At 55.0% G+C, this 22,793-nt stretch carries 20 protein-coding genes and 1 riboswitch; of the genes, 7 read left to right on the top strand and 13 right to left on the bottom strand.

Going from position 1 to position 22,793, the window contains the following annotated elements:
- Positions 1 to 135: 135 nt before the first annotated feature.
- From ACK2JC_RS13475 to ACK2JC_RS13450, 6 genes are read left to right on the top strand one after another with little or no spacing between them, the layout of a single operon-like run.
- Entirely contained in the window at positions 136 to 930 is a 795-nt protein-coding gene (locus ACK2JC_RS13475) for a PTS mannose/fructose/sorbose/N-acetylgalactosamine transporter subunit IIC (protein ID WP_092362461.1), read from the top strand.
- Positions 930 to 1,745, top strand: a complete 816-nt coding sequence (locus ACK2JC_RS13470; RefSeq protein ID WP_092362459.1) for a PTS system mannose/fructose/sorbose family transporter subunit IID — start codon at positions 930 to 932, stop codon at positions 1,743 to 1,745. Before ACK2JC_RS13475 ends, ACK2JC_RS13470 begins: the two co-directional genes overlap by 1 nt.
- Before the next feature lie 17 nt (positions 1,746 to 1,762).
- On the top strand, positions 1,763 to 2,953 hold the full coding sequence (locus tag ACK2JC_RS13465) for an N-acetylglucosamine-6-phosphate deacetylase (RefSeq protein ID WP_092362456.1): 1,191 nt from the start codon (positions 1,763 to 1,765) through the stop codon (positions 2,951 to 2,953).
- A gap of 28 nt (positions 2,954 to 2,981) precedes the next feature.
- Entirely contained in the window at positions 2,982 to 3,479 is a 498-nt protein-coding gene (locus tag ACK2JC_RS13460) for a PTS system mannose/fructose/N-acetylgalactosamine-transporter subunit IIB (RefSeq protein WP_092362454.1), read from the top strand.
- Positions 3,480 to 3,493: 14 nt separating this feature from the next.
- Positions 3,494 to 4,282 carry a ChbG/HpnK family deacetylase gene (locus tag ACK2JC_RS13455; RefSeq protein ID WP_107435937.1) on the top strand — a complete coding sequence of 263 codons (789 nt, stop codon included), beginning with the start codon at positions 3,494 to 3,496 and terminating at the stop codon, positions 4,280 to 4,282.
- Between the two features lies 1 nt (position 4,283).
- Positions 4,284 to 4,700 (top strand): PTS sugar transporter subunit IIA, encoded by a 417-nt coding sequence (locus ACK2JC_RS13450; RefSeq protein WP_092362450.1) that lies wholly within the window; start codon positions 4,284 to 4,286, stop codon positions 4,698 to 4,700.
- A 197-nt stretch (positions 4,701 to 4,897) separates the two neighbouring features.
- Here ACK2JC_RS13450 and metK read toward each other — a convergent pair whose 3' ends face one another.
- The 9 genes from metK to ACK2JC_RS13405 all read right to left on the bottom strand — a co-directional run bounded on the left by metK (position 4,898) and on the right by ACK2JC_RS13405 (position 16,004).
- The gene (gene metK, locus ACK2JC_RS13445; protein WP_092362448.1) at positions 4,898 to 6,094 is read right to left on the bottom strand and encodes a methionine adenosyltransferase; all 1,197 of its coding nucleotides are present in this window, start codon (positions 6,092 to 6,094) and stop codon (positions 4,898 to 4,900) included.
- A gap of 104 nt (positions 6,095 to 6,198) precedes the next feature.
- A riboswitch (SAM riboswitch) is annotated at positions 6,199 to 6,344 on the bottom strand.
- Positions 6,345 to 6,468: 124 nt separating this feature from the next.
- A complete protein-coding gene (locus ACK2JC_RS13440; protein WP_320937654.1) occupies positions 6,469 to 7,443 on the bottom strand; it encodes a transposase in 975 nt (324 codons plus the stop codon).
- A gap of 492 nt (positions 7,444 to 7,935) precedes the next feature.
- The gene (locus ACK2JC_RS13435) at positions 7,936 to 8,814 is read right to left on the bottom strand and encodes an AraC family transcriptional regulator (protein WP_320937655.1); all 879 of its coding nucleotides are present in this window, start codon (positions 8,812 to 8,814) and stop codon (positions 7,936 to 7,938) included.
- 87 nt (positions 8,815 to 8,901) lie between these two features.
- Positions 8,902 to 10,254 (bottom strand): amidohydrolase, encoded by a 1,353-nt coding sequence (locus tag ACK2JC_RS13430; protein ID WP_368271168.1) that lies wholly within the window; start codon positions 10,252 to 10,254, stop codon positions 8,902 to 8,904.
- An 18-nt stretch (positions 10,255 to 10,272) separates the two neighbouring features.
- Positions 10,273 to 12,147 carry an adenine deaminase C-terminal domain-containing protein gene (locus tag ACK2JC_RS13425; protein WP_320937657.1) on the bottom strand — a complete coding sequence of 625 codons (1,875 nt, stop codon included), beginning with the start codon at positions 12,145 to 12,147 and terminating at the stop codon, positions 10,273 to 10,275.
- Positions 12,148 to 12,159: 12 nt separating this feature from the next.
- Positions 12,160 to 13,218, bottom strand: coding sequence for a PotD/PotF family extracellular solute-binding protein (locus tag ACK2JC_RS13420; protein ID WP_320937658.1), 1,059 nt, complete (start codon positions 13,216 to 13,218; stop codon positions 12,160 to 12,162).
- Between the two features lie 121 nt (positions 13,219 to 13,339).
- On the bottom strand, positions 13,340 to 14,380 hold the full coding sequence (locus tag ACK2JC_RS13415; RefSeq protein ID WP_107435933.1) for an ABC transporter ATP-binding protein: 1,041 nt from the start codon (positions 14,378 to 14,380) through the stop codon (positions 13,340 to 13,342).
- A gap of 15 nt (positions 14,381 to 14,395) precedes the next feature.
- Positions 14,396 to 15,178: an ABC transporter permease gene (locus tag ACK2JC_RS13410; protein WP_007705678.1), complete on the bottom strand. Its 783-nt coding sequence runs from the start codon at positions 15,176 to 15,178 to the stop codon at positions 14,396 to 14,398.
- Positions 15,171 to 16,004, bottom strand: a complete 834-nt coding sequence (locus ACK2JC_RS13405) for an ABC transporter permease (protein WP_007705675.1) — start codon at positions 16,002 to 16,004, stop codon at positions 15,171 to 15,173. The genes ACK2JC_RS13410 and ACK2JC_RS13405 overlap by 8 nt, the downstream gene beginning before the upstream one ends.
- Positions 16,005 to 16,284: 280 nt before the next feature.
- Between ACK2JC_RS13405 and ACK2JC_RS13400 the strand changes: the two genes are divergently transcribed.
- A complete protein-coding gene (locus tag ACK2JC_RS13400) occupies positions 16,285 to 17,232 on the top strand; it encodes a LysR family transcriptional regulator (RefSeq protein WP_320937659.1) in 948 nt (315 codons plus the stop codon).
- Positions 17,233 to 17,392: 160 nt separating this feature from the next.
- Here the strand turns inward: ACK2JC_RS13400 and ACK2JC_RS13395 are convergent, their stop codons facing one another.
- The 4 genes from ACK2JC_RS13395 to ACK2JC_RS13380 form a co-directional block, all read right to left on the bottom strand.
- The gene (locus tag ACK2JC_RS13395) at positions 17,393 to 19,219 is read right to left on the bottom strand and encodes a bifunctional UDP-sugar hydrolase/5'-nucleotidase (RefSeq protein WP_320937660.1); all 1,827 of its coding nucleotides are present in this window, start codon (positions 19,217 to 19,219) and stop codon (positions 17,393 to 17,395) included.
- A 144-nt stretch (positions 19,220 to 19,363) separates the two neighbouring features.
- Complete coding sequence (locus ACK2JC_RS13390; RefSeq protein WP_320937661.1) at positions 19,364 to 20,329, bottom strand: anthrax toxin lethal factor-related metalloendopeptidase; 966 nt, start codon at positions 20,327 to 20,329, stop codon at positions 19,364 to 19,366.
- On the bottom strand, positions 20,319 to 21,251 hold the full coding sequence (locus ACK2JC_RS13385) for a hypothetical protein (protein WP_368271167.1): 933 nt from the start codon (positions 21,249 to 21,251) through the stop codon (positions 20,319 to 20,321). The genes ACK2JC_RS13390 and ACK2JC_RS13385 overlap by 11 nt, the downstream gene beginning before the upstream one ends.
- 115 nt (positions 21,252 to 21,366) lie before the next feature.
- Positions 21,367 to 22,659, bottom strand: coding sequence for a UDP-N-acetylglucosamine 1-carboxyvinyltransferase (locus ACK2JC_RS13380; RefSeq protein WP_092362428.1), 1,293 nt, complete (start codon positions 22,657 to 22,659; stop codon positions 21,367 to 21,369).
- Positions 22,660 to 22,793 lie beyond the last annotated feature (134 nt).

Raw genomic sequence — 22,793 nt, 5'->3', positions numbered from 1 at the left:
ACATTGACACTTTTGCACTACACCAAGGGCAAAAACAGGTTTTTCAGCTGACATAATGCATATGTATGGATGGAACTTTTTCCCCGTCGGGCTATAATTAAAGACATCTTACTAAATAAAAGGGGGAACTATTTTATGGTACAAAGTGGTTTGCTGTGCGCGCTTGTCTGGCTGATCGTCCAGGGCGTGGACCGTCTCCTGTCGTGGCAGACATTTCAGCGTCCGATCGTGACCGCAACATTAACCGGACTGCTTCTGGGGGACATACGGACCGGAATGATCATGGCCGCCTCCCTGGAGGCAATCTTTATGGGAATCTCCGCAATCGGCGGTTCTATTCCGGCCGATGCCTGCGCCAGCAGTATTATCGCCGTGGCCTACACCATTCTCACCGGCGCAGACGTTGAGACCGGACTGGCCCTGGCAATGCCCATCGGCACCTTGATGGGATCGGCCAACGAGATGTGGAAGCCTGCCCTGGCGGCCCTGGCTCCCTACTGGGAGCGCCTGGCTGGAAGCGGCCGCGTGAAAGCCTTCCGCACCCAGGTCATCGGCTGCGGCCTGTTCCTGGACCGTCTGCCTCAGACCATTATCATGTTTGCGGCTATCGCCTTCGGCGTACAGGGACTGGAACATGTGATGAACGGCATGCCGGCCTTTATCATGTCCGGGCTCTCCGCCGCCAGCTCCATGATGACCGGTATCGGCTTCGCCATCCTGATCTCCATGATCTGGAACCGGGAAATCGGCTGGTTCTTCTTTATCGGCTACGTGTTCCAGAAATACCTGCAGCTGCCCACTGTTGCGATTGCAATCATCGCCGGCGTGATGGCCTTCACCTATTTCTGCATGGAAAAGAAACTCAATGATATCAAGCGCCTGGCAGAAAACAAAACGGCGCAGTCCGCGGGAGAGGAGGATTTGTTCTGATGGCAAAGTCTGCATACACAGCGCAGGAGAAAAAGACCCTGCGGAAAATGTTCTGGAACTCCGGTCTGGTGTTCTCAGGTTTCAATATGGTAAAGATGGAAGGGAACGCATTTGCCCTGACCATGGAACCGGCTCTGGAAGAGCTCTACGAGGATAAAAAGGAACGGGCCGAAGCGCTGCAGCGGCACAACGGTTTTTTCAACACCCACGCTGTTTTCTTCGCTCTGATCGCAGGAATCACCTACGCCCTGGAAAAACAGAAAAAGACTTCCGGCGGCGTGGACGACGATGTGATTGAGAATATCAAGGTAGCTCTGATGGGTCCCACCGCGGGCATCGGCGATGCGTTCTTCTTCAACTGCCTGCGGGTCATCGCGGCCGGCATCGCCATCGGACTGTGCGCCCAGGCCAATTTCCTGGGAGTGATCCTCTTCGTGCTGATCTACGGCTTCTCCCAGTTCGCGGCCCGCTATTATCTGCTGCGCATGGGCTACCGCTATGGAACCTCATTTATCGATTCCGTCTTTGAATCAGGGCTCATGGAGGCGCTGACCAAAGCCGCCGGCGTCATGGGTATCACCATGGTGGGCGCGATGGTTGCATCCTCCGTGAACGTGAAGCTGGCCTGGACCATCAATGTGGGGCAGACTTCCGTGGTGGTCTTAGACATCTTCAATTCCATTATGCCGGGCATCCTGTCCATTCTTCTGGTATTCGGCATGGTTCGGCTGATCAAAAAGGGCTATAAACCCATCACCCTGGTATTCGGCATCCTTGTCATTTCCATCGTGCTGGCATTCTTCGGAATCTTTTAGAGGGGAGTATTTGCGATATGAGTAAAATCACATGGAAATCAAAACGGATTCTGACGGAAAATGGAATGGTAAACGGGTATATCACCATTGAGGACGGATACATCCGGGACATCTCCGATCACTGCGACGGGGCTTACCAGGATGCCGGGGAGCTCGGCATCTATCCCGGTATCATCGATATCCACAACCACGGGTTCGGCGGCTGGTCCATGACCGATCCCTGTGAGGACGAGGACGTGCGGGGTTACGCCAAAGCCCTGGCCTCGGTAGGGGTTACCGGAATTCTGCCCACCGCTAAGGAGGATGCCTTTGAGGCGGTTGCCCGGGTGATGGATCAGGACTATGAGGGCGCCGCAATCTACGGCATTCACAGCGAGGGGCCCTTCTGGGCACGGGGCGGTGAAAACACGGTGGGCATGAGCTGGCCTCTGCCGGACGTGGAGGAGACAAAACGCTTGACCGCCAGAGCGGGCGGTAAAATGGCCATGATGGCCATCGCTCCGGAGCTGCCGGGCGCTTATGATGTGATCCGCTACCTGCACGCTCAGGGTATTAAGGTGGCCTGCTGCCACACGGCCGCCCACTCCCGGGAGATCTATGACGCCCTGGAACATGTGGGATTCGACATCGCCACTCACTTAGGCAACGGGATGCAGGGCATCCATCACCGGGACGTGGGCGCACTGGGCGCACTGCTGCTGTCGGAGGGCCTGTACTATGAGGTGATTACCGACTTAAATCATATCTGCGCGGACATGTTAAAAATCATGTTCCGGCTGCAGCCCTATGAAAAATTCTGCCTGATCTCGGACTCCAACTACATCGCCGGCCTTCCCGCGGGGACCTATATGCGCTACGGCCGGAAAATGTTCGCGGACGAGAAGGGCCTGATCTTAAATTCTGATGGCCGCATCTGCGGCAGCGGTAAATGGGTGTTGTACAATATCGGGCAGTTGGTAAATCATGTGGGCGTTCCTCTGGAAGCCGCTCTCAGGATGGCTTCCATTAATCCGGCCCGGTTCCTGGGAATTCAGGAGAAAACCGGCTCCATCCGCTCCGGAAAACGGGCGGACCTGATGTTCGTGGACGAACAGTTTGTCTGCCATCGGACCTATGTGGGCGGAAAAATCGTATTTGACCGTCTGACAGACACCGGTGAGCGTATCTTTAACCCGGAGGCCATGAAACGCCGGGTGGAAAACGCATAAAGAAACAACCGCACAGGAGGTATTTGAAATGATAAAATTATTCCGAATCGACGAGCGCCTGATCCACGGTCAAATCGCCATCAAATGGTCCCGCCACACCGGCGTGGACAGCATCGTGGTGGCCAATGACCACGCCGCGGAGAATGTGATGATTCAGAAGTCCTTAAAGATGGCCGCGCCTCCGGGAATCAAAACCGTGATCAAAACCCTGGATGCGGCCATCGCCACCTTAAATGATCCCAGATGCGAACCGTTAAAGGTTCTGGTATTGGTGAACAGCCCTGCGGACGCGCTGAAAATGGTCCGGGCTGTCAAAGGTATTCCATTTGTCAATATTGGGAACTATGGCCGGGTAGCCCCGAAAAAGCCCGGCAGGGAGCGGAACCGCTTTGACAACAACCTGTACTGTGACGAAGATGAGGTGGCACAGTTTAAGGAGCTCATGGGCTGCGGCCTGGACTGCATTTATCAGACCACCCCGGAAGAGCCGGCAATCGCTTTGAAAAAGCTGATTCCCCTGGATTAGGAGGAAATTGGCGGATGAAATTAATCGTACAATCCGACGATCTGGGCATTACGGAGGCTGTAAGCTGTGGCATCGAAAAGGGAATCCGGGACGGGGCCGTCACCTGCACCGGCTTGTTCAGCAACATGCCGGCCGCGGAGTTCGCCGTCCGGCTGATCAGCCCCTACCGCCATGTATGCCTGGGCCAGGACATTAATTTGGTGGCAGGGCGGCCCTGCGCTGATCCGGCGCAAATCCCCTCCCTGGTGCAGGAGGACGGCTTCTTTAAGACCTCGGGTATGCACCGGACAAGGGACGCGGCGGACGGAAACCAGGACCACGTGATTCTCCGGGACTGTCTGATCGAGGTGGAAGCCCAGATCCGGCGTTTTATGGATCTCACCGGAAAGAAACCAGAATACCTCCACAGCCATTCCTACAGCACGCCGGCAACATGGCGGGCCATGGAGATCATGGGGGAGACCTACGGCATCCCGCTGGTGCGGGATCTGTTGGCCAGATACAACGTCTCACGTCTGGCCTCCTCCTGGAACAAAAAGCCGTTTACCCTGGAGGATCAGATGAAAGCCGACCCCATGGAATGTATTTTGGGCGACCGGGAATTTCCCAAAAAGTCCATCGGCTTTATCGGCACCCACTGCGGCTACGTGGACGACGCCCTGTTCGGCGTGTCCACCTACACCATGATCCGCACACGGGATCTGGCAGCCGTCACCGGACCTGCCATGAGACAATGGATCCGCGAAAACTCCATTGAGCTCATCAGCTACCGGGATCTGATTTCACAGGAAGGAGAACACTAAAATGGTTCAATTTTTTCTTTCATCCCACGGTCATCTGGCCAGCGGCCTGAAAAGCTCTGTCGGTGTGCTTCTGGGCGGCTGCGACCGCCTAACCGTATTTGATGCCTATGTGGACGAACGCTCACTGGAGGACGCCCTGAACGCCTTCTACCAGAAGGTGGGACGGGACGATCAGGTGATTCTGCTGTCCGATATGTACGGCGGCAGTGTAAACAGTATTATGTATACATTCCTTAACCGGCCGAACACCACGCTGATCGCGGGCGTCAACCTGGCGCTGGTGATCGGTCTGGTCATCCAGGACCGGGAGCTCACACGAGAGGAAATCGAGGACGTGGTGCGGCAGAGCCGGGAAGCGATTCAGATTGTTGAACTGGACAACGCAGAGCAGAGCGAAGGGGATGAGGATTTATTCTGACGGACATGGTTCTGAAATAGGTTGGAAGAAATTTACCATCGGGCCGTGATTTCCGGGAGCAACCGCCTACGGACTGCGCCAACGGACTGCTGCATTCGATAAAAAACAGCCTCCGCCGTGATATTTTATATCACCGGCGGGAGGCCGTTTTTCATTTTCGGGCTATTTCGTCTGCCCGCTGTTTCCGCTTATACTTTTTACAGATACGCCTTCAACAGCTCCACCTTATCCAGTCTCTCCCAGGGCAGATCCAGGTCGTTGCGGCCAAAGTGGCCGTAAGCGGCAGTCTGCTTGTAGATGGGTCTGCGCAGGTCCAGCATCTTGATGATTCCGGCCGGGCGCAGGTCGAACTTGGAGCGGATAATCTGCACCAGAGCGTCGTCGCTGAGCTTTCCGGTGCCAAAGGTCTCCACCATGATGGAGGTGGGATGGGCCACGCCGATGGCGTAGGACAGCTGGATCTCGCACTTGTCAGCCAGTCCCGCCGCCACAATGTTCTTGGCCACATAGCGGGCGGCGTAGGCCGCGGAGCGGTCCACCTTGGTGCAGTCCTTGCCGGAGAACGCTCCGCCGCCGTGACGGGCGTAGCCGCCGTAGCTGTCCACGATGATCTTGCGGCCGGTCAGACCGCTGTCACCCTGGGGGCCTCCGATCACAAAACGGCCGGTTGGGTTGATGAAGAACTTGGTATTCTCGTCCACCATGTGGGCGGGGATAATCTCATCGAACACATACTTTTTGATATCCGCGTGAATCTGCTCCTGGGACACATTCTCATCGTGCTGGGTGGAAAGCACGACTGCGTCCAGGCGGACCGGTTTGTCGTTCTCGTCGTACTCCACGGTAACCTGAGTCTTTCCGTCGGGGCGGAGGTAATTCAAGGTGCCGTTCTTGCGGACCTCGGTCAGGCGTCTGGCCAGCCTGTGAGCCATGGAAATGGAGTAGGGCATGTACTCCTCCGTCTCATTGGTGGCAAAGCCGAACATCATACCCTGATCGCCCGCGCCGATGGAATTGAGCTCTTCCTCGCTCATGTCGGACTCAGCGGCCTCCTTGGCCTCCAGAGCCTTGTCCACGCCCAGAGCGATGTCCTTGGACTGCTCGTCGATGGCGGTGATTACGCCGCAGGTATCGCAGTCAAAACCGTATTTCGCGCGGTCATAGCCGATCTCCCGCACCGTCTCGCGGACAATCTTCTGAATATCCACATAGGCGCTGGTGGTGATCTCGCCCATCACCAGAACCAGTCCGGTGGTGGTGGCGGTCTCGCAGGCCACGCGGCTCATGGGATCCTGCTCTAAGAGGGCATCCAGGATGGCATCGGAAATGGCATCGCACATTTTATCCGGATGGCCTTCGGTTACGGATTCAGAGGTAAATAAACGTTTTTCCATGAAAGTTTCTCTCCTTTACAAAATAGTGTTGTCCTGTAACGCTTTGCACACATAAAAGAAAGTCCGCTAATAAGCAAAGCGGACTTGAATGGTGATTTCAAATCCTCTTATTGCTCGATCAAGCGCGCCGGTTGTTCTCAGCCGCTCCTCGCTCAGGTTGGCACCTTCCGGCTCTCTCGCGCACTCGGCGCTCATCCGGGGTTGCCGTGGCTTCACAGGTCCTTTGTACCTCCACCACTCTGAATAAGGGATATTACGAACTTTATTCGGTTGTATGTTTTGTTACTCAACCTATATTAATCGATTTACATAAGGCTGTCAACATTAAATTTCAGGATTGCGGACAAATTGTTTTAAAAGTATCCCGCAGCAGTCTACCGATTCCCCCACTCCCTGTACCAGACCTCAATCTGCGCAGTATCCATCTCGCAGATTGCCGCCGCATCCTCCGCAGACATCCCGCGCAGATACATATTGCGAGCTACCGTCCGGGTCTTTTCCAGCGCTCCTTCATATTTCCCTTCAATCTTTCCTTCCAAACGCCCCTCAATTCTCCCATCCTCAATCATCCCTCGAATCGCCTCGCACATATTGATCCGTCCTCCTTCCTCACGATACTGCTCCTTCACCTGCTCCAATTCCCGTGAACCGGTGATGGCTGTTATCACGTCAAACGCCTCCTCATCCATTCCTTCAAAATATACGCGGTTTTCCTCCGTAAACCGCCGCTCCGCCTCCTTATCCCCGGAACGCTGGATAAATCCGAATACCTGGTACAGGTCCGTGCGGAAACGCCGGATATTTGCAAAACGGCGCACTTCCAATACATGAAGGCGGTAGTTGTTTACCAGGCGGAGCATGGGCTCAGGGTAACCTGCGCAGTCCATCAGACCGTGCAAATCCATCGCCCCGTCCCAGGGCGTTTTCCCATAGTATAAGACCAGCGTAATCACCGGGCAAACGCGGTCCCTGCGCGTAAATCCTCCCAGGAATTCCGCGCCCGTAAGTCCCCCCACGCGGCGGTTTGCCCTTCGGATTCTGCGCAGCTGGCGGTCATACTCCGCCGCGTCCTGCAGCATGACCCGCACCGGCATGGCATAGTGGACCTGATCCTGATGTTCCAGCCCGATCAGCACAAACCTGGCGCCCAGCACTATCCTGCGGATGCTGTCCCGGTACTTCTGAACTCCCGGACGCCTGCCAAGCCTCCCGGTCTCCCGGGGATCCAGCTCCTGCACATCCTCTTTTCTCACCACCTGATCCCCGTTAAACGCGTACCCGTTGATCAGATCCGCATACCGCTCCCCGTCCTCAAAATAGCGGTTTAAAACCAGATCGATTTCCCCCATTTTCCTCCTTTCGCAGTCGGAAACAGGGAGACTACTCTTAACCGTATTATAAGGAATATCTCCGGAAAATGCAAGATTTCCACCGCCCATAAGCGCTGACCCCCATATCCAACTGTTACTGTACACTCCGTTCCCAGTAACACGCTTCGCGATGCACAGAAACGGAAAAAATGCCGTTTCGCGCCGCTATCCTCGGGTTTTCTGTGACTTTTGCTGCGCTCCACTCACAAAAAACACCTCGCGGAATATTACCTCTGAACAGTAACATCCAACTGCCTTTTCTCTGTCTTGAATTACCGGCGATATGCCAGAATTTCAGAAACCTGTGAATTGATCTAAGAATTGATCCGTCACCGGCACAGACGCGCCGGTGTATGCCTATCTTAACATAAACTCCGCCGGAGGGCAAGAGGCCGTTTCCACCGCCAACGCCCATACCATCCACTAAGGCGCGGACAGCCCACAACCGGCTGTCCACGCCTCGTATTCCTGCTACGCCTCCGTAATGGCGTACAACTCAATATATCCCCTGGTTCCCACCGGTTCCAGCTGAATCCGCGGATTCTCCCGATCCCACCGGTATCCGATCACCGACGGATCATACTCCTTTGCCGCGGACTGGACCGCCTCGATGGCCTGACAGTAATCCTCCCCCTCAAAGGGCTCCCCCTGAAACATCAGATATTTCGCTGCCGGCAGATCGATTACGTCAAATTCCTCAGGCACCGGACCGCTGTAATCCTCCGGGACCTCCACCCCCTGCACGTACACCGACGTCCCGGGCTTTCGCAGCTTCTCCGGCAGCCAGAGGCATACCGGCTCCCCGCAGAGCGACCTCATGCTGGTAAGTAGCCCCCAGACGTCGCAGCCCACCTCCTCACAGTAGGCAAAATAATCCTCCGCCCGGACTCCGCGCCGGATCACCGCTTTGCGGGCCGGCTTCTCAATCACCTGAATAAAAACAGTTCTAACTTTCTCCGCCATCCTCGGCTCCTTTCTGATTTCCCTGTACTTGACTCCATAGGGGGTGAACAGGTACAAGGGAACCGGATTAGCCGCGTACTCCCGCGGATTGCAGCCGAATTCCCGCAAAAACGCCCGCTGATATCCGTCCACGCTGCCAAACCCATACTCGTAAGCCACATCGGCGATGCGGCACTGCCCGTCCCGCAGCTTCAAGGCGGAAGTGGAAAGTCTCAGCCTCCGAATATAATCGGAGGGCGTCAGACCGGTCCACTGCTTAAACAGCCGGTAAGAATGCCACGGCGAAAACAGCGAGACCCGCGCCAGATCGGCCAGAGTAATGGCCTCGTTTCTGTGCTCCCCGATATAATCCTGCATCCGCTGCACAGCCTCCGCTTGTTCCTTCATCCCGGTTCACCTCCTGACATCCCCCATCATACAGGATCCGAAGCGATTCGTCTCGACGATTTTTGCCAACCTCACGCCGGACCGGTCTCAGCACAGCAGATTTTTCATATCCCGAAATGCCGTCCGCTCCATTTTCCGGGCCAGTTCCCCGCGGATACGCCCGAAATCCGCACCGGTCAGGCGCTTATCCCTGACCAGGCATTTTCCGGCTACATACACGTCCCGCACATTGGCGGCCCCCGCGCTGTACACCAGAGCCGCGTAGGGATCGTAGACCGGGAACATGTTGGGGGAATCCGTCTCCACCAGCACGATGTCCGCCTCCTTGCCCGGTTCCAGGGATCCGGTCACAGCCCCCAGGCCCAGGGCGGCCGCTCCCTCCCTGGTTGCCATTCTCACGATTTCCGCAGCCGGAAAGGCGCTCCGGTCCCGAAGCTCGTTTTTATGGAAATTGGCGCAGAAGCGCATCTGACTGAACAGATCCAATGTATTTCCGCTGGCGGGACCATCCGTGCCCAGCCCCACGTTCACGCCGGCTCTGTGCATGGCCCTCACCGGAGCCACTCCCTTGGCGGCCTTGGTGTTGGAGGCGATGCAGTGGGCTATGGACGCCCCTGCTTCCTTCAGAATGCGGATGTCCTCATCCGTCAGGCGGATGCTGTGGGCGGAAACGGTATTTTCGTCAAGCACCCCCAGCTCTTGCAGATATTCCACCGGAGTCAGGCCAAAGGAATCCCTCAGCTGAATCATTTCATAGTCCATCTCCGCCACATGGAGCGTGAAGGGAACATTATAAAAACGGTCCACATCGTGAACCCGGCGCAGGGTGTCCGGGCTGCAGGTGGTGGTCCCGTGAGGCGCCAGACAGCCTTTTATACGGGGATGATCACGGTAAGCCCGGATCATCGCCTCCCCTCTGGCAATCGCTTCCTGAGGGCTTTCAGCGTCGCAGGTGGCCTCCTCCATCACCGTCTCACCGGCAATTCCCCGGATCCCCATCTCATCCATCACCCGGGCCACCTGATCCTCAAAATAATACATGTCAAGCACGGTTGTAACTCCGCCAAGGAGCAGCTCGGCCACCGCGTACCGGCTGGAAGCCACCGCCAGCTCGCAGTCCATGGCCTGTTCCTCCATCGGCAGCAGGAACACCCGCAAACGGTCCTTGCAGTCGTCCCCCAGGCCGCGGAACGGGATCATTCCCAGATGGCAGTGGGTGTTGACCATTCCCGGCATGACGATGGCCCGCCGGGCGTCGATTACCTGGAAATCCGAACCGGTGTTATTTTCACCGCCGTGCCGGATTATGGCCGCGTCCAGACCGTCCACCGGCCCGGCTTCCAGTATCTTTGTCCCCTCAAACACCACATACCCGTCCGGCCATACATCCATGTTCCGGTTCATCGGCACCACTATCCCGTTTCGGATTATCGTCTTCATCGCAGTATCATACTCCCTCTATCCCAAATGTTTGATTTCATATCCGTTTTCATCCAAAAACGCCTGAATCAGTGCCACGCGGCGCTGGGTTTTAACCTCCAGCAGGCCGAAATCCGTCAGCTTCAGATTGGGAGACACCGGCAGGCACAGCGTGCTCATGGACATGATCTCATTGTTATTCTCATATCCCAGCCGCCTCATGGCTTCCCGCACCCGGCCCAGCTGCTTTGCCAGCGCTTCCACCGGCCCGTCGCTTATAATTCCTCCCACCGGCAGCCCTGCCTCTGCCGTCACCCGGCCGCCCTCTGCCGCCACATATCCGCCCTGCAGCTCCAGAACCCGGTTTTGAGCCGCGCACATGTCCTTAGCGGAAGTGCCCAGCACCAGCAGATTGTGGCTGTCGTGGGACCAGGTGGTGGCCGCCGCGCCTCTGCCGGTAAATGCGCCCTCCACCAGACCGTAGGAAATGTTTCCGTTTTTCCCATAGCGCTCAAAAAGCGCCGCCAGAGTCAGGCCGGACCCCTGCCAGCAGATTTCCCCGTCCTGAACGGGAAGGGTGCGGACCACCTGCTCCGTGAAGGTGCCGAAGGTCCTGATCTTCATCACATTCACCCGTACCGCGGCGCAGGGAACGTCAACCCGCAAGGTAAAGTCCCCGGGCTCCGCTTTTTTGCAGCGAACGGAATGATAAAAGTGAGCGGGGAACAGCGGGGGAAACGCCGCGTTACAGTTTCCCGATATGTCACGGGCTTCCGCCACACCACAGGCTTCCGCCACACCACGGGCTTCCACCGCGCCACGGGCTTCCGCCACACCACGGGCTTCCGCCGCGCCACACTCTCCCATCACGCCGCTCCACACCCCCGCCGCGTCCATTTCCTCGAACACGCATTTCCCGCTCTTAAACACCGCCTCCGGCTCAAAGGACTCCAAATCCCTAAGCACCACAAAATCCGCCAGCTTTCCCGGCCCGATGAGTCCCCGATCGTCCAGATGCATCCTTCTGGCCGGAGTAAAGGTGGCGCAGTAGATGGCTTTCTCCACCGGCATTCCCGCTTTCACCGCTGCCTCTACGATCCGGTTCAGCTGTCCCTTTAACAGCCGGTCCGGCATGGTATCGTCCGTCACCAGGGCCACGTTCTCATAAAGTTCGTTATTACAGACCGCCCGCACCACGTCCTCCGTCAGGGACTTTAACTGCAGCTCCAGAAACATTCCCAAATCCGTCTTTTCCACCACGGACTCCGGCGTCTGCTGGGTATGGTCCGCGTCCACGCCCTCGTAGATAAACCGGCACAGATCCTCCCCGGACAGCGCCGGACAATGGCCCTCGATGCGCTTGTTTCCGCCGGACTCCCGGCAGCAGCGGATCAACCGCTTGATCAGCGTGTCCTCATCCGCGGTCAGATCCTTAAAATTCATCACCTCTCCCAGACAGAGCACCCGTTCATCCTCCGCCAGGCGCCTCACCTCCGCCTCGCCGATGGACGCGCCCGCGGTCTCCAGCGTCTCATTGGTAGCAGGAACGCTGGATGGGATCGCGTAAAATATATCCTGTGGCGTTTTCTGCTCCATAAAACACCGTATTCCCTCCAGCCCGAACACATTGGCAATCTCATGGGCGTCCGCCACCACCGTGGTCACCCCGTAGGGTAAGGTGATGCGGGAAAATTCCTGTGGATACGTCATAGAACTTTCAATATGCATGTGGATATCAATGAGCCCCGGAATCAGGTATTTCCCGGTCCCGTCCACCACGTTCACACCCGGATATGAAATTGCAGGGGAAACGCAATAAAAGCTCTCCCCTGCAACCGCCACATCCCGTTTCTCAAAACACTGCCGGTACGTCATAAAGACCCAGGCGTTTTTAATCACGAAATCAGCTCTCATAAAATTCTTCCTTTAGTTGTTAATGGTGCGGTTCCACCGGTCGATCCAGTCGTTCAGCAGCGGGTTCACAAAGGAGTAATCCAATACCTTGGCATTAGCCGCCTTCTCGCCGTAGGTCATGTTCTTAGACTCCTCCTCGGTAAAGCTCACCTTGCTGTTGGTGGGAGCCTCGTTTAACGCCTTGCCGGTCTTGGTCTGCAGCTCGGCGCTCAGGCGGTAATTCAGATAAGCGTAAGCCAGCTCTTTATTTTTACAGTTTTTGGTAATACTGATGGTATTAAAGTTCGCATAGGTTACATCCGGAGTTACATAAACCAGGTCCGGGTTGGCCTGCTGGATGGTGGGCACGCCGAAATCGCCCACAACCGCCACCGCCACCTCGCCGGAGGTGAACATGTTGATCAGATCCGAGGACTTGGCATAGGTCTTAACCAGGTTGGGCTTGAGCTCCGCCAGGGCGGCAAATGCGGCCTCGCCGTTGTCGCTCTTGATATCCACGCCCGCATGGTCGCTGGCCATGTAAACCATAGCCGGTCCGAAGGTGGTGGTGATCTCCGGGATACTCACCATCCCCGCCAGCCGGGAATCCCACAGATCGTCGAAGCTCTTGATCTCGAAATCCACCACATTGGGATTGTACATAATTCCGATGCTGTTGATGGTGTAAGCCACGCCCTGACCCGCGTCCGCCATGGTCTTGGCCGCGGTAATCATATCCTTGGCGTTCTCGATTTTGCTCAAATCGATGTCCTCAAACAGTCCCTCCGCGATTCCCTTGGCCGTCATAGCCTGAGACAGCTCAATCACGTCGATAGAGGTCTCGCTGTCCGCGGACAGCTTAGTGTAGCGGTCGTTGGCCCCGCCGGTCTCGGTGAGAATCTCACAGTTAAACCCCTGCTCAAAGGGCGCGTACACCTCCTCCGTGGAAATGTCCTCGCTCAGACCGAAGGTGGACAGCACCAGCTTCTGCTTGGAATCCCCCTTCGCCTGGGAATCTCCGGCGGAAGCCCCGCCGCCGCAGGCAGTCAGCGCCATGGTCGCGCAAAGCGCCAGTACAAGTGTTTTTTTCATCTCTGCTCTCCTCATTCTTTCATGTTTTTCATTATATTAAGGCGGACGCCGGTTCGGACGCCGCGCCAAAATTCAACTCCGTGCCATTCATACCGTTACACGTTCCGGCAGACCGTAACAATTACCGCCGCACCAGCACCAGCTTATCCTTGGGCAGATACAGCCGAACGGTCTCGCCCTCCCCGAACACATGGGAGGTTTCCATATTCACTTTAATCAGCCCCGCCGCAGTGTTCACCTCGTACTGGTAGCTTTTGCCCAGGAAGGTTCGCACGCCCACCGTGCCCTGGATCACATTTCCGGTCTGACCGTCCTCAGCCAGCCGGATATCGTCCGGGCGGATCGTACCCGCGTAGCGCTCCTCCTGACAATCCATGTCCACCTCAAAGGTGCTGCCGTCAGCGGCCCGGTAAGTATTGGTCTTTATCCGCTCAAACTCCAGGAAATTCTCAAATCCGATAAAACGGGCCACAAACTCCGTTGCGGGCCGGCGGTAAATATTCTCCGGGGAATCAAACTGCTCGATCACCCCGTTGTTCATCACCGCCACCTTGTCGGAGATGGAAAAGCACTCCTCCTGATCATGGGTCACAAACAGCGTGGTGATCCCCAGCTTTTTCTGCAAACGCTTGATCTCCACCCGCATGGACAAACGCAGCTTGGCGTCCAGGTTGGACAATGGCTCATCCAAAAGCAGCAGCTTTGGCTCAATCACCAGAGCCCGGGCTAGCGCCACCCTCTGCCGCTGTCCGCCGGACATCTGCTTGGGAAAACGGTCCTTAAACTCCGTCAGACCGCAGACCTCCAAAATATCCGTCACCTTCTGATCAATCAGGGCCTTGTCCATTTTCCGGGTCCGCAGGCCGAAGGCCACGTTGTCGTACACGCTTAAGTGCGGGAACAGGGCGTAGCTCTGGAACACCAGTCCAAAATTGCGCTTGTGCACCGGAACTTTGGTCATATCGTCCCCGTCCAGCAAAAAGGAACCGCCCTGGGGATCGATAAAACCGGCGACCACCCGCAGCGTGGTAGACTTTCCGCAGCCGCTGGGCCCCAGAAGGGACACCAGCTCGCCCTTCTCCACGTTCAGGTTCAGCCCCTTCAAAATCTGCTTCTTCTTATCATAACTCACATCAATCTGATTTAAACTCATGAAGGCCATGTTCATTCTCCCCTCTTATTTCGCCAGGGCCGCGATGCCCAGCGTCCTGTCAACAATTACCATGATAATCACCGTGGCCGCCATCAGCAGCACGGATACCGCCGACACCGTCGGATCATAATTATATTCAATGTAGTTCATCAGCGTGGACGGGAAGGTGCTGACGCCCGGGCCGGACAGAAACATGGATACCGGGATATTGTTAAAGGAATTGATAAACGCCAGCATAAAGGCGGAGGAGATGCCCGAGGTCACGTTGGGCAGAACCACCTTGAAAAATGCCGCCCCCTTGGGACATCCCAGGCTCCAGGCCGCCTCCTCGACGGAGAAGTCGAACTGCTCCATGGAGGAGCCCACCACGCGGATCACGTAGGGCAGCGTCACCATGAAATGTCCGGCCAGCAGGCTGACGAACACGGGCATTCTCAGGTTCAGGATCAAAAACTGGTAGAGAATAAAGCCGATCACAATACCCGGCACAATGGTCGGAGACAGGAAAATGGACTTTAACATCTGTTTTCCCTTAAGCCCGGACCGTGCCAGGGCGTAAGCCGCAGGCACGCCCACCAGCAGCGCGATAAAGGTCGCCAGAAACGCCACCTCAAGGCTGGTCAGAAAGGACCTGCGAAAGGATTTGAGGGCGAACACATTGGCAAACCACTTGGTGGAAAAGGAGTCAATGGGAAACGTGATGGCGCTGCCGCCCCCAAAGGCCGTCACCGTGATAATGATCAGCGGGATCATCAAAAATGCAAACACCAAAACTGCAAACGCAGTGAGCAGCTTATTTTTACGCATAATTCTCACCTCTTCTGTCCAGTCTCGCAGCCAGCGCGTTAAAGCCCTTGATCACGGCCAGCGTCACGACGATCATAATAAATGCGATCACCGAAGCCCCGGTCCAGTCGCTGACGGACATGGCCCGCTGGTAGATCAGGGTCGCCATCACCATATTGGAGTTTCCGCCCAGCAGCTGGGGCGTGGTGTAAGCGGTCAGCGTGCCTGTGAACACCAGGATTCCGCCCACAATGATGCCCGGCAGGCTCATGGGAAATATCACCTTCATAAACGCTTCCATCCTGGCCGCGCCCAGGCTCTGGGCCGCCTCCATCATGTCGTCGTCGATGTTCTCCATCACGCCGGTCACGGTCACGATCATCAGCGGGAGAAACAGGTAAATGGAGCCGATGATGATGGCGAAATCCGTGTACAGCAGCTTCATGGGCTTGTCCGCCAGCCCCAGAGCCAGCAGGAACTTGTTGATGATCCCATTGCTGCCCAGGATGTTGATCCAGGCAAAGCTGCGGATCACAGAGTTGGTCATCATGGGGAAAATAGACGCGGCCAGCAAAAGACCTCTCCATTTCTTGTCGCAGCGGCTGATAAAGTACGCCGTGGGAATTCCTCCCACCATACAGACCGCTGTGGTGATCACCGCAATCTTCACGGTGCGCAGGAAGATTTTCAGGTAATACTCATCCTTAAAAAATTCCACATAGGACTGAAAGGGGTAACCTTCGGAAAAAATACTCGGCGCCAGCACCCGCAACAGGGGGATGGCAAGGCACACCAGCAGAATAACCAGGCCGGGCACCAGCATGATCCATGCACTGCTCTTTTTCATGATTTTCACACTCCATGCTGTTAAATATTTATTAATCTTCCTTATTTAACTGTTTACTATTATTATAAAAAGTAATATAATAGACGTCAAATATATAAATTCTATATTTTTTATGCAGTAAAGCTATTTAAGACTGTTTATTTACAGTTTCTGCAAAATTAAGGGGATTTTTGTAAAATCGGGACTGATTCGGAAACTGCGCTCTGACGACAGCTAACGCAACGGCCCATAACCCACACCCCGGCCCACATTCCACCCCCCGGCAGAAAGGAGTATTTTCATGGAACTGAAAGAAGCCCGCTACATCCTTGCCATCGCCAAACACAAAAGTATCGGCAAAGCCGCCGAGTCCCTGTTCATCTCCCAGCCCTCCCTGAGTAAGTATTTAAAAAATCTGGAGGACCACCTGGGCGCTCCCCTGTTTAACCGAAGGGACGGCGGCTACTATCCCACTTATCTGGGAGAGCGCTATCTGCACTATGCCAAGCGTATCGTGGCGTACGGCGACGAGTGGAACCGGGAGCACGATGACATCACCCACCGGGAACGGGGGCGCCTGAACATTGCGATTCCTCTCATGCTGGGCAGCACCCTGATCCAGCCCACGCTGATGCAGTTTCACAACCGCTATCCATATGTGACGTTCAACATAAAGGAGGAAGCCAGCTTTGTAGCGGAGGCCAGCCTGAAAAGTCATTCCATCGACCTTACCATTTATAATGTCCATGAGTTTCCCAAATTATTGGACTATCAGGTCCTTCGCGAGGAAGAAATTGTGCTGATTCTCCCCTCCGGTCATTCCCTGGCCCAAAAAGCGCAGATAATACCCGGTTTTCATCACCCATGGATCGATCTGGAACTGTTTCGCGATGAAAACTTTATTCTGCTCTATCCGGACCAGAACACGGGCGGAATCGCCCTAAACCTGTTTCAGGAGTATGGGATGAATCCTCCGGTCCTGCTGCACACCCGCAACAGCGAAATGTCCATCAAGCTGGCTATGGACGGACTCGGCGCCGCCTTTGCGCCGGAGAGCTATTACCGCCAGGTGGCTTCGGAGCGTGGACGCGGCTCCCTCTGCCTGTCCGTGGGAAAACAACAGGTGCTGACCACCACCATCGCAGCCTGGCAGAAAAACCGTTACCAGCCCCAGTATGTCCGGGACTACATCGGCATATTGCGCGATTTCTGCACGGCTTCCGCCTTGGAGGGCAGTTCCGGGGCGTAATACACCGGGAGTAGTATACTGCACAAAAAAACAACCCGCTGCCAGCAGTACATTCCGCTGGCAGCGGGTCAAAATTCCCAAACCTTTCTATAATTCTCTATTTCCAGGCCGCTATCCTCAGCCGCCCGTCCCTCTCCGCTCCGTCACCCCGGAGCGCTTGTCACTTGATGGTAATCCGTCCCTGTCCCGCGGGATTCGCGTACTCCGCGCCCACGTTTCCGCCCAGCCGCTTGATGTACCCGGCCAGGATATCCACGTCCACCATCACCTCGTCCTTTATCACGTTGCTTCCCTTAAACATCGCCATCCCGTCGCCTCCGGACTTGAGCATATAATTGTGGGATGCCACGGTATAGGTTTTCGACAAATCCAGAGGTTCGCCGCCCACTGTGATATCGGTCACCCGGTAAGCGCCGCTGACTCCGGTGAAATTTCCCTTGTCGTCCAGGGTCACGCCGGACTTCACGGAAGTATCGATGGTGTACGTCATACCGGACACCTGCAGGAATCCGCCGTTCTCCTCCGGGCAGTTCCTGGCGGCCATTTCCAGCGCGTCCTTCAACTGCTGACCGGTCACTTCCACCACGCAGCCCATATTTCCGAAGGGGAACACTGCCAGCGCGTCGTTAAAGGTAATATTTCCGGCCTTGATCCCGGTGCGCACGCCGCCGCCGTTGGACAGCCCCACGTCCGCGCCCAGCATCACCCGGTAAGCGTCAGCCGACAGATCGCCCAGGTTCGTCTCAGCGCTTCTGACCGCTCGCTCCCCTGTGGCCGCGTTGTTCACCGTCAACTCCACATCCGTGTGACCGATCACCGCCTTCAGTGTCTCGTTGTACTTGGCCTGAATCCCCTTGATCAGCTGGTTGGTTCCATAGTCCAGAGCCTTCCCGTCCTCCACCACACAGCTGCCGGGAATCACAATGCTAAGACCCACGGGCAGCGCGTTGGGATCCCTCAGCTTATTCAGATTGTGGTTGTAAATATCAATCCAGCGGTTCTGGTCGCCCAGTTCCCTGGCGGCGATTTTGCTGAGAGAATCGTTTTTCTGTACAATATAATCCCGTGCCGTATCCTGCGCCGGAACCTCGGTCACAAGCTCCGTGGTAATGGAGCCGTCCGTGCGGATGGTCAGCTTGCCGATATCCTTCAACTTGGTGCCGGTCTGGGTCAGCAGCACATCCCTGCCGTCCGCATTTTTCACGGACTTTTCCGGAACCGTCTCATGGGAATGCCCGTCGATCACCACGTCGATTCCCCTGGTATTGCGGATAATGTTGTCGGAGGTCCAGCGGTCCGTGACGCCGTTCTCCCCCAGATGCCCAACCAGAATCACGTAATCCGCGCCCGCGTCCCTGGCCGTATTTACCGTGTTCTGAATCTGATTGTACAGGCTCTGCCCGCTCTCATCCTCGCAGAAACCGTAAATATAATTACCCTTGGCATCCTGGAAATAAGCCGGCGTGGACTTGGTAAAACTCTCCGGAGTGGTCGCTCCCACAAACGCCACTTTGGTATCCCCGTATGTAAACATCCGGTACGGCTCAAACACTGTGGTCCCGGAGGCCAGATTCATAAAGTTGCAGGATGTGTAGCCGCATCTCAGCTGTCCCGCCAGCTCCATAAACCGCGCCATCCCGTAGTCGTACTCATGGTTTCCGGGAATGGCGAAATCATAGCCCACTTTATTCATAATCTCGATAATATACCCGCCGTCCGAGATCGTGCCGATGGGCGCTCCCTGAATGGCATCCCCAGCGTCCACCAGGGTCACATAGGGCGTCTGCTGCTGCATCTCCTGTTTGTAGAGCGCCAGCCCGGCATAACCGATGTTGTCGTCCACCCCGCAGTGCACATCATTGGTATACAGAACCACAATGTCATGATCTGCGGCAAAGGCGGCAAAGGAACTGCCGAGGGTAAGGGACATGACCATCAAAAGCGCCAGCCACAGTGAAAAAATTCTTCGTTTCTTCATACACTTCATACTTCGCTTCCTCCTTCAAGACTGTTTAAATGATTGAAACATACACCCGACCGCGATCCGTCCGCAGCCAGTCCTATACAGACAGTATAATATAAAACGCGGAAATTGTGTATGTAATTCGTCACAAATTTCCGCGTTTCCTGTTTAATTTTGGTTGACCGGCTCATCCGCCCATTTGGCGTTTAGTTCCTCCAAAAAATTGTATGTGTCCGGGCAGTTGTATTTTAGATACTCATCCTGAAGCCAGTACAGTTGAATCGCTTCAGCAAAATACTCACGGCTTTCTCGGGACGCATACTCCTCACTTTCAATGTCTAAAGCTCCCTTAAATAATTCCTTTTCTTTTTTATAGCATGAATCAAATACTCTTTTTTCAGAAGGAAATCCCTCTATAAAGTCCAACACATGTCCAATCTCATGCAGTAATACCCCCCTGATAGGGTAATAATCTTCATCCTCTATTCCGATCTCGATTTTGTAATCATCATAATATGTTATCCCCGCGTAGCTCTCCTCCTCCCCGTTATAGGTCCCTGTCCCCACCACGCCCGGTATCAAATAAATCTTCCATCCCTGTGACACCATCTTGTCCAATATACGCTGAGGCACATAATTGAGATATAAAACACAGAGAGGCATGTAACGGTCATCCACACCTTTATTTATAATGGTAAGCCCATTATCCAGAACAATCTTCCCATCCTGGATTTCATAATCATCCATTTTCAGAACCAAATGCTGCATGCGTTCAGATTCCTGGATTGTGGACAGACCCTTCATAATATCATTTCCACTCTCACCATGCAGTTCGATTTTCATCTTCGCATCCTGATAGAAGGTCAGTATATCGTCCCAATGATACTCCTCCTGCGCCCGCAAAGCGCTCTGTTCTTCCAGTTGAAGCTGTTCCCCTTCCATTGCCTTACGCTGCCCCTTCACCGTGGACAGTTGTTCCTCGACCTCCTGTCTGATGCGAGCTGCCTCTGTAAATTCCCGCTCTGCCTGGGAGGCGAATCGGGCATTCTTCATATGAACTGCAAAGGACCCGGCCGCAGCAACAGCAAGCAGCACCAATATCAACCTCTCGATCCATGCCCTCTTACTGCTCATCCAATCCCCCCCTAAAAAACGTATACGTCTCCATATCGGAGTCAAATATCGCTTGCGCAAAATCTTCGTTGATTGCCCCCTGGATCATTTCCGCCATAAATTCATCCTGATCCGCTAAATGAAGGGTTGGCGAGACCAGCCCACCGGCGTATTCATACCTGCGGCCGTACAAGCGCGCCCCCATCTCCTGGAAATCTTTTTCGTCTGAGTGCGCCTTCACAACAATATGACATATCCCATGAAACAGAGCTTCTCTGTTAAAATCCGACTGGCCTGAAAGATAAACGGTCTGAGTTTCCTCATTTAACACACAGTAACTATGTTCCTCGCCCATACAGGGATCCCCTTCCAACTGCTCCAGCCCTGAATCTGTAAAAACCACCTTCCAGCCCTTCAGCTCTGAAAAGGGATATACCTTGCATTCCTCAACGTAATTGGCATAATAGAATCCAGCCAGCTTTAGAATCCCCCTGTCTCCGCTCTCACTGACAAAACGGATTCCTCCGGAAAATGCCATCTCATTACCATCCATAGCCGGAAGTGCATCAAAGTCAAATTCTTCCATTTTCTCGACATCTAAAATCCAGGGGCTTGTCAACCATGAGGTGTACTGATATAACATAACATTCTGTCCGACCAGATCATTGCTTTCAAAAAGGCCTATAACCTTCTCTTTCCCAAGCTTTGCAGCGTTTTCATGTAATGTAAGCTCATCCCCAATGCGTCCCAGATCATTTTCAATTTCCTGAATCCTGAATTGTTCCGTTTGAATCTCGTCCTCAAGCTCCCCTATCTCTTTTTGTGCAGCATGCAGCTGATCCTGGTATAAGTTTCCGGTCTTTACCTGGTGATAGCCCCAGAACTGGATTCCTGCAGTCAGCACCACCAGGGCAATCCCCGTTGAAATCACGCTCTTTTTCATATCTGTTTTCCCTTCCGCCGGAACAATCCGCCGTTTACGGCCCATTACATTCAAACAAAAAAACGGGAACCGCATACTGGATTAGCCTGCTGTTCCCGTTCATGTTGTCCGTCTCTCATCCGACCTTCATCTTAAACTTCTGTACCTCGCGGTCATTATCCACCTTTTCGATCATGGCCCCCAGACCCTGGAGTTTTTCCTCAAAACATTCGTATCCACGCTGGATATATCCGATCTCATCCACCACCGTATATCCATCCGCAGCCAGCCCGGCGATCACAAGTGCCGCTCCCGCCCGCAGATCCGGCGCGTTGACCTGAGCGCCCGTCAACTGGGTCACGCCGTCGATCACGGCCACATTTCCCTCAACCTTAATGTTGGTGCCCATGCGCGCCAACTCATCCACATACTTGAACCGGTTCTCGAAAATGCTCTCGGTCACCATGCTGGTCCCCTTAGCCAGAGCCAAAGCCACGCTCATCTGAGGCTGCATATCCGTTGGAAATCCCGGGTAGGGAAGGGTCTTGATATCCGTGTGGCGCTGTGTGGGCTTACCCACCACGCGCACCTCGTCGTCAAACTCAATTACCTCGCATCCCATCTCCATCAGCTTGGCGGTAATGGCCTCCAGATGCTTGGGAATCACATTCTTCACCATCACGTCGCCCCTGGTAACCGCAGCGGCGCACATAAAAGTTCCCGCCTCGATCTGGTCGGGAATAATGGAATACTCCGTTCCGTGCAGCCGGTTTACACCGCGGATGCGAATGGTATCCGTTCCGGCGCCCTTGATATTGGCGCCCATACTGTTTAAGAAGTTGGCCACATCCACCACGTGGGGCTCCTTGGCCGCATTCTCCAGTATGGTCTGCCCCTCGGCCAGAGCGGCCGCCATCATAATATTGATGGTCGCTCCCACGGAGACAACGTCCAGATAAATATGAGCGGCAACCAGGTCGATAGCGTGGGCGATCACGGCCCCGCGCTCGATGTTCACCTCGGCGCCAAGAGCGCGGAAGCCCTTCAGATGCTGGTCAATGGGTCTGCTGCCGATGTTGCAGCCCCCGGGAAGGGGCACCTGAGCGCTCTTGTACTTGCCCAGCAGAGCTCCGATGAAATAATAGGATGCGCGGATTCTGCGGATGTACTCGTCATCCACCGCCACCTCTTTAATATTGCTGCCGTTGATCCTCACCGTGTGGCGGTCGATCCGCTCCACCCTGGCTCCGATCTCCTCAATCGCCTCCAAAAGCACATTGATATCTCTCACGTCCGGAAGATTGTCAATCAACACATCGTCATCTGTCATTATGGACGCCGCAAGAATCCCCAGCGCGGCATTCTTGGCTCCGCTTATGGTCACATCGCCCACCAGCGGATTCCCGCCTTTGATCACATATTGTTCCATCGATACACCTCTATACTCAATTATCCAATCCGGCCCAAAGTCCCGCACCGTCTGCCCGGGTCACGCCAAATCGTCTGGTAACCGTTCACACTTATCACATGAACCGTTCCATCATCTAAAGAAATTCTTCAAAA

Source organism: Enterocloster lavalensis (genome assembly GCF_046603895.1).
In the GTDB taxonomy this organism is placed as follows: domain Bacteria; phylum Bacillota; class Clostridia; order Lachnospirales; family Lachnospiraceae; genus Enterocloster; species Enterocloster lavalensis.
Note: the sequence above shows the minus strand (reverse complement) of the source record. Positions and strands in the feature narration are given on the sequence as shown.

What these genes read in the sequence shown, in the direction of transcription:
- ACK2JC_RS13475 (WP_092362461.1), top strand. Translation starts at nt 136, where the DNA reads ATGGTACAAAGTGGTTTGCTGTGCGCGCTTGTCTGGCTGATCGTCCAG.
- ACK2JC_RS13470 (WP_092362459.1), top strand. Translation starts at nt 930, where the DNA reads ATGGCAAAGTCTGCATACACAGCGCAGGAGAAAAAGACCCTGCGGAAA.
- ACK2JC_RS13465 (WP_092362456.1), top strand. Translation starts at nt 1,763, where the DNA reads ATGAGTAAAATCACATGGAAATCAAAACGGATTCTGACGGAAAATGGA.
- ACK2JC_RS13460 (WP_092362454.1), top strand. Translation starts at nt 2,982, where the DNA reads ATGATAAAATTATTCCGAATCGACGAGCGCCTGATCCACGGTCAAATC.
- ACK2JC_RS13455 (WP_107435937.1), top strand. Translation starts at nt 3,494, where the DNA reads ATGAAATTAATCGTACAATCCGACGATCTGGGCATTACGGAGGCTGTA.
- ACK2JC_RS13450 (WP_092362450.1), top strand. Translation starts at nt 4,284, where the DNA reads ATGGTTCAATTTTTTCTTTCATCCCACGGTCATCTGGCCAGCGGCCTG.
- metK (WP_092362448.1), bottom strand. Translation starts at nt 6,094, where the DNA reads ATGGAAAAACGTTTATTTACCTCTGAATCCGTAACCGAAGGCCATCCG.
- ACK2JC_RS13440 (WP_320937654.1), bottom strand. Translation starts at nt 7,443, where the DNA reads ATGGGGGAAATCGATCTGGTTTTAAACCGCTATTTTGAGGACGGGGAG.
- ACK2JC_RS13435 (WP_320937655.1), bottom strand. Translation starts at nt 8,814, where the DNA reads ATGAAGGAACAAGCGGAGGCTGTGCAGCGGATGCAGGATTATATCGGG.
- ACK2JC_RS13430 (WP_368271168.1), bottom strand. Translation starts at nt 10,254, where the DNA reads ATGAAGACGATAATCCGAAACGGGATAGTGGTGCCGATGAACCGGAAC.
- ACK2JC_RS13425 (WP_320937657.1), bottom strand. Translation starts at nt 12,147, where the DNA reads ATGAGAGCTGATTTCGTGATTAAAAACGCCTGGGTCTTTATGACGTAC.
- ACK2JC_RS13420 (WP_320937658.1), bottom strand. Translation starts at nt 13,218, where the DNA reads ATGAAAAAAACACTTGTACTGGCGCTTTGCGCGACCATGGCGCTGACT.
- ACK2JC_RS13415 (WP_107435933.1), bottom strand. Translation starts at nt 14,380, where the DNA reads ATGGCCTTCATGAGTTTAAATCAGATTGATGTGAGTTATGATAAGAAG.
- ACK2JC_RS13410 (WP_007705678.1), bottom strand. Translation starts at nt 15,178, where the DNA reads ATGCGTAAAAATAAGCTGCTCACTGCGTTTGCAGTTTTGGTGTTTGCA.
- ACK2JC_RS13405 (WP_007705675.1), bottom strand. Translation starts at nt 16,004, where the DNA reads ATGAAAAAGAGCAGTGCATGGATCATGCTGGTGCCCGGCCTGGTTATT.
- ACK2JC_RS13400 (WP_320937659.1), top strand. Translation starts at nt 16,285, where the DNA reads ATGGAACTGAAAGAAGCCCGCTACATCCTTGCCATCGCCAAACACAAA.
- ACK2JC_RS13395 (WP_320937660.1), bottom strand. Translation starts at nt 19,219, where the DNA reads ATGAAGTGTATGAAGAAACGAAGAATTTTTTCACTGTGGCTGGCGCTT.
- ACK2JC_RS13390 (WP_320937661.1), bottom strand. Translation starts at nt 20,329, where the DNA reads ATGAGCAGTAAGAGGGCATGGATCGAGAGGTTGATATTGGTGCTGCTT.
- ACK2JC_RS13385 (WP_368271167.1), bottom strand. Translation starts at nt 21,251, where the DNA reads ATGAAAAAGAGCGTGATTTCAACGGGGATTGCCCTGGTGGTGCTGACT.
- ACK2JC_RS13380 (WP_092362428.1), bottom strand. Translation starts at nt 22,659, where the DNA reads ATGGAACAATATGTGATCAAAGGCGGGAATCCGCTGGTGGGCGATGTG.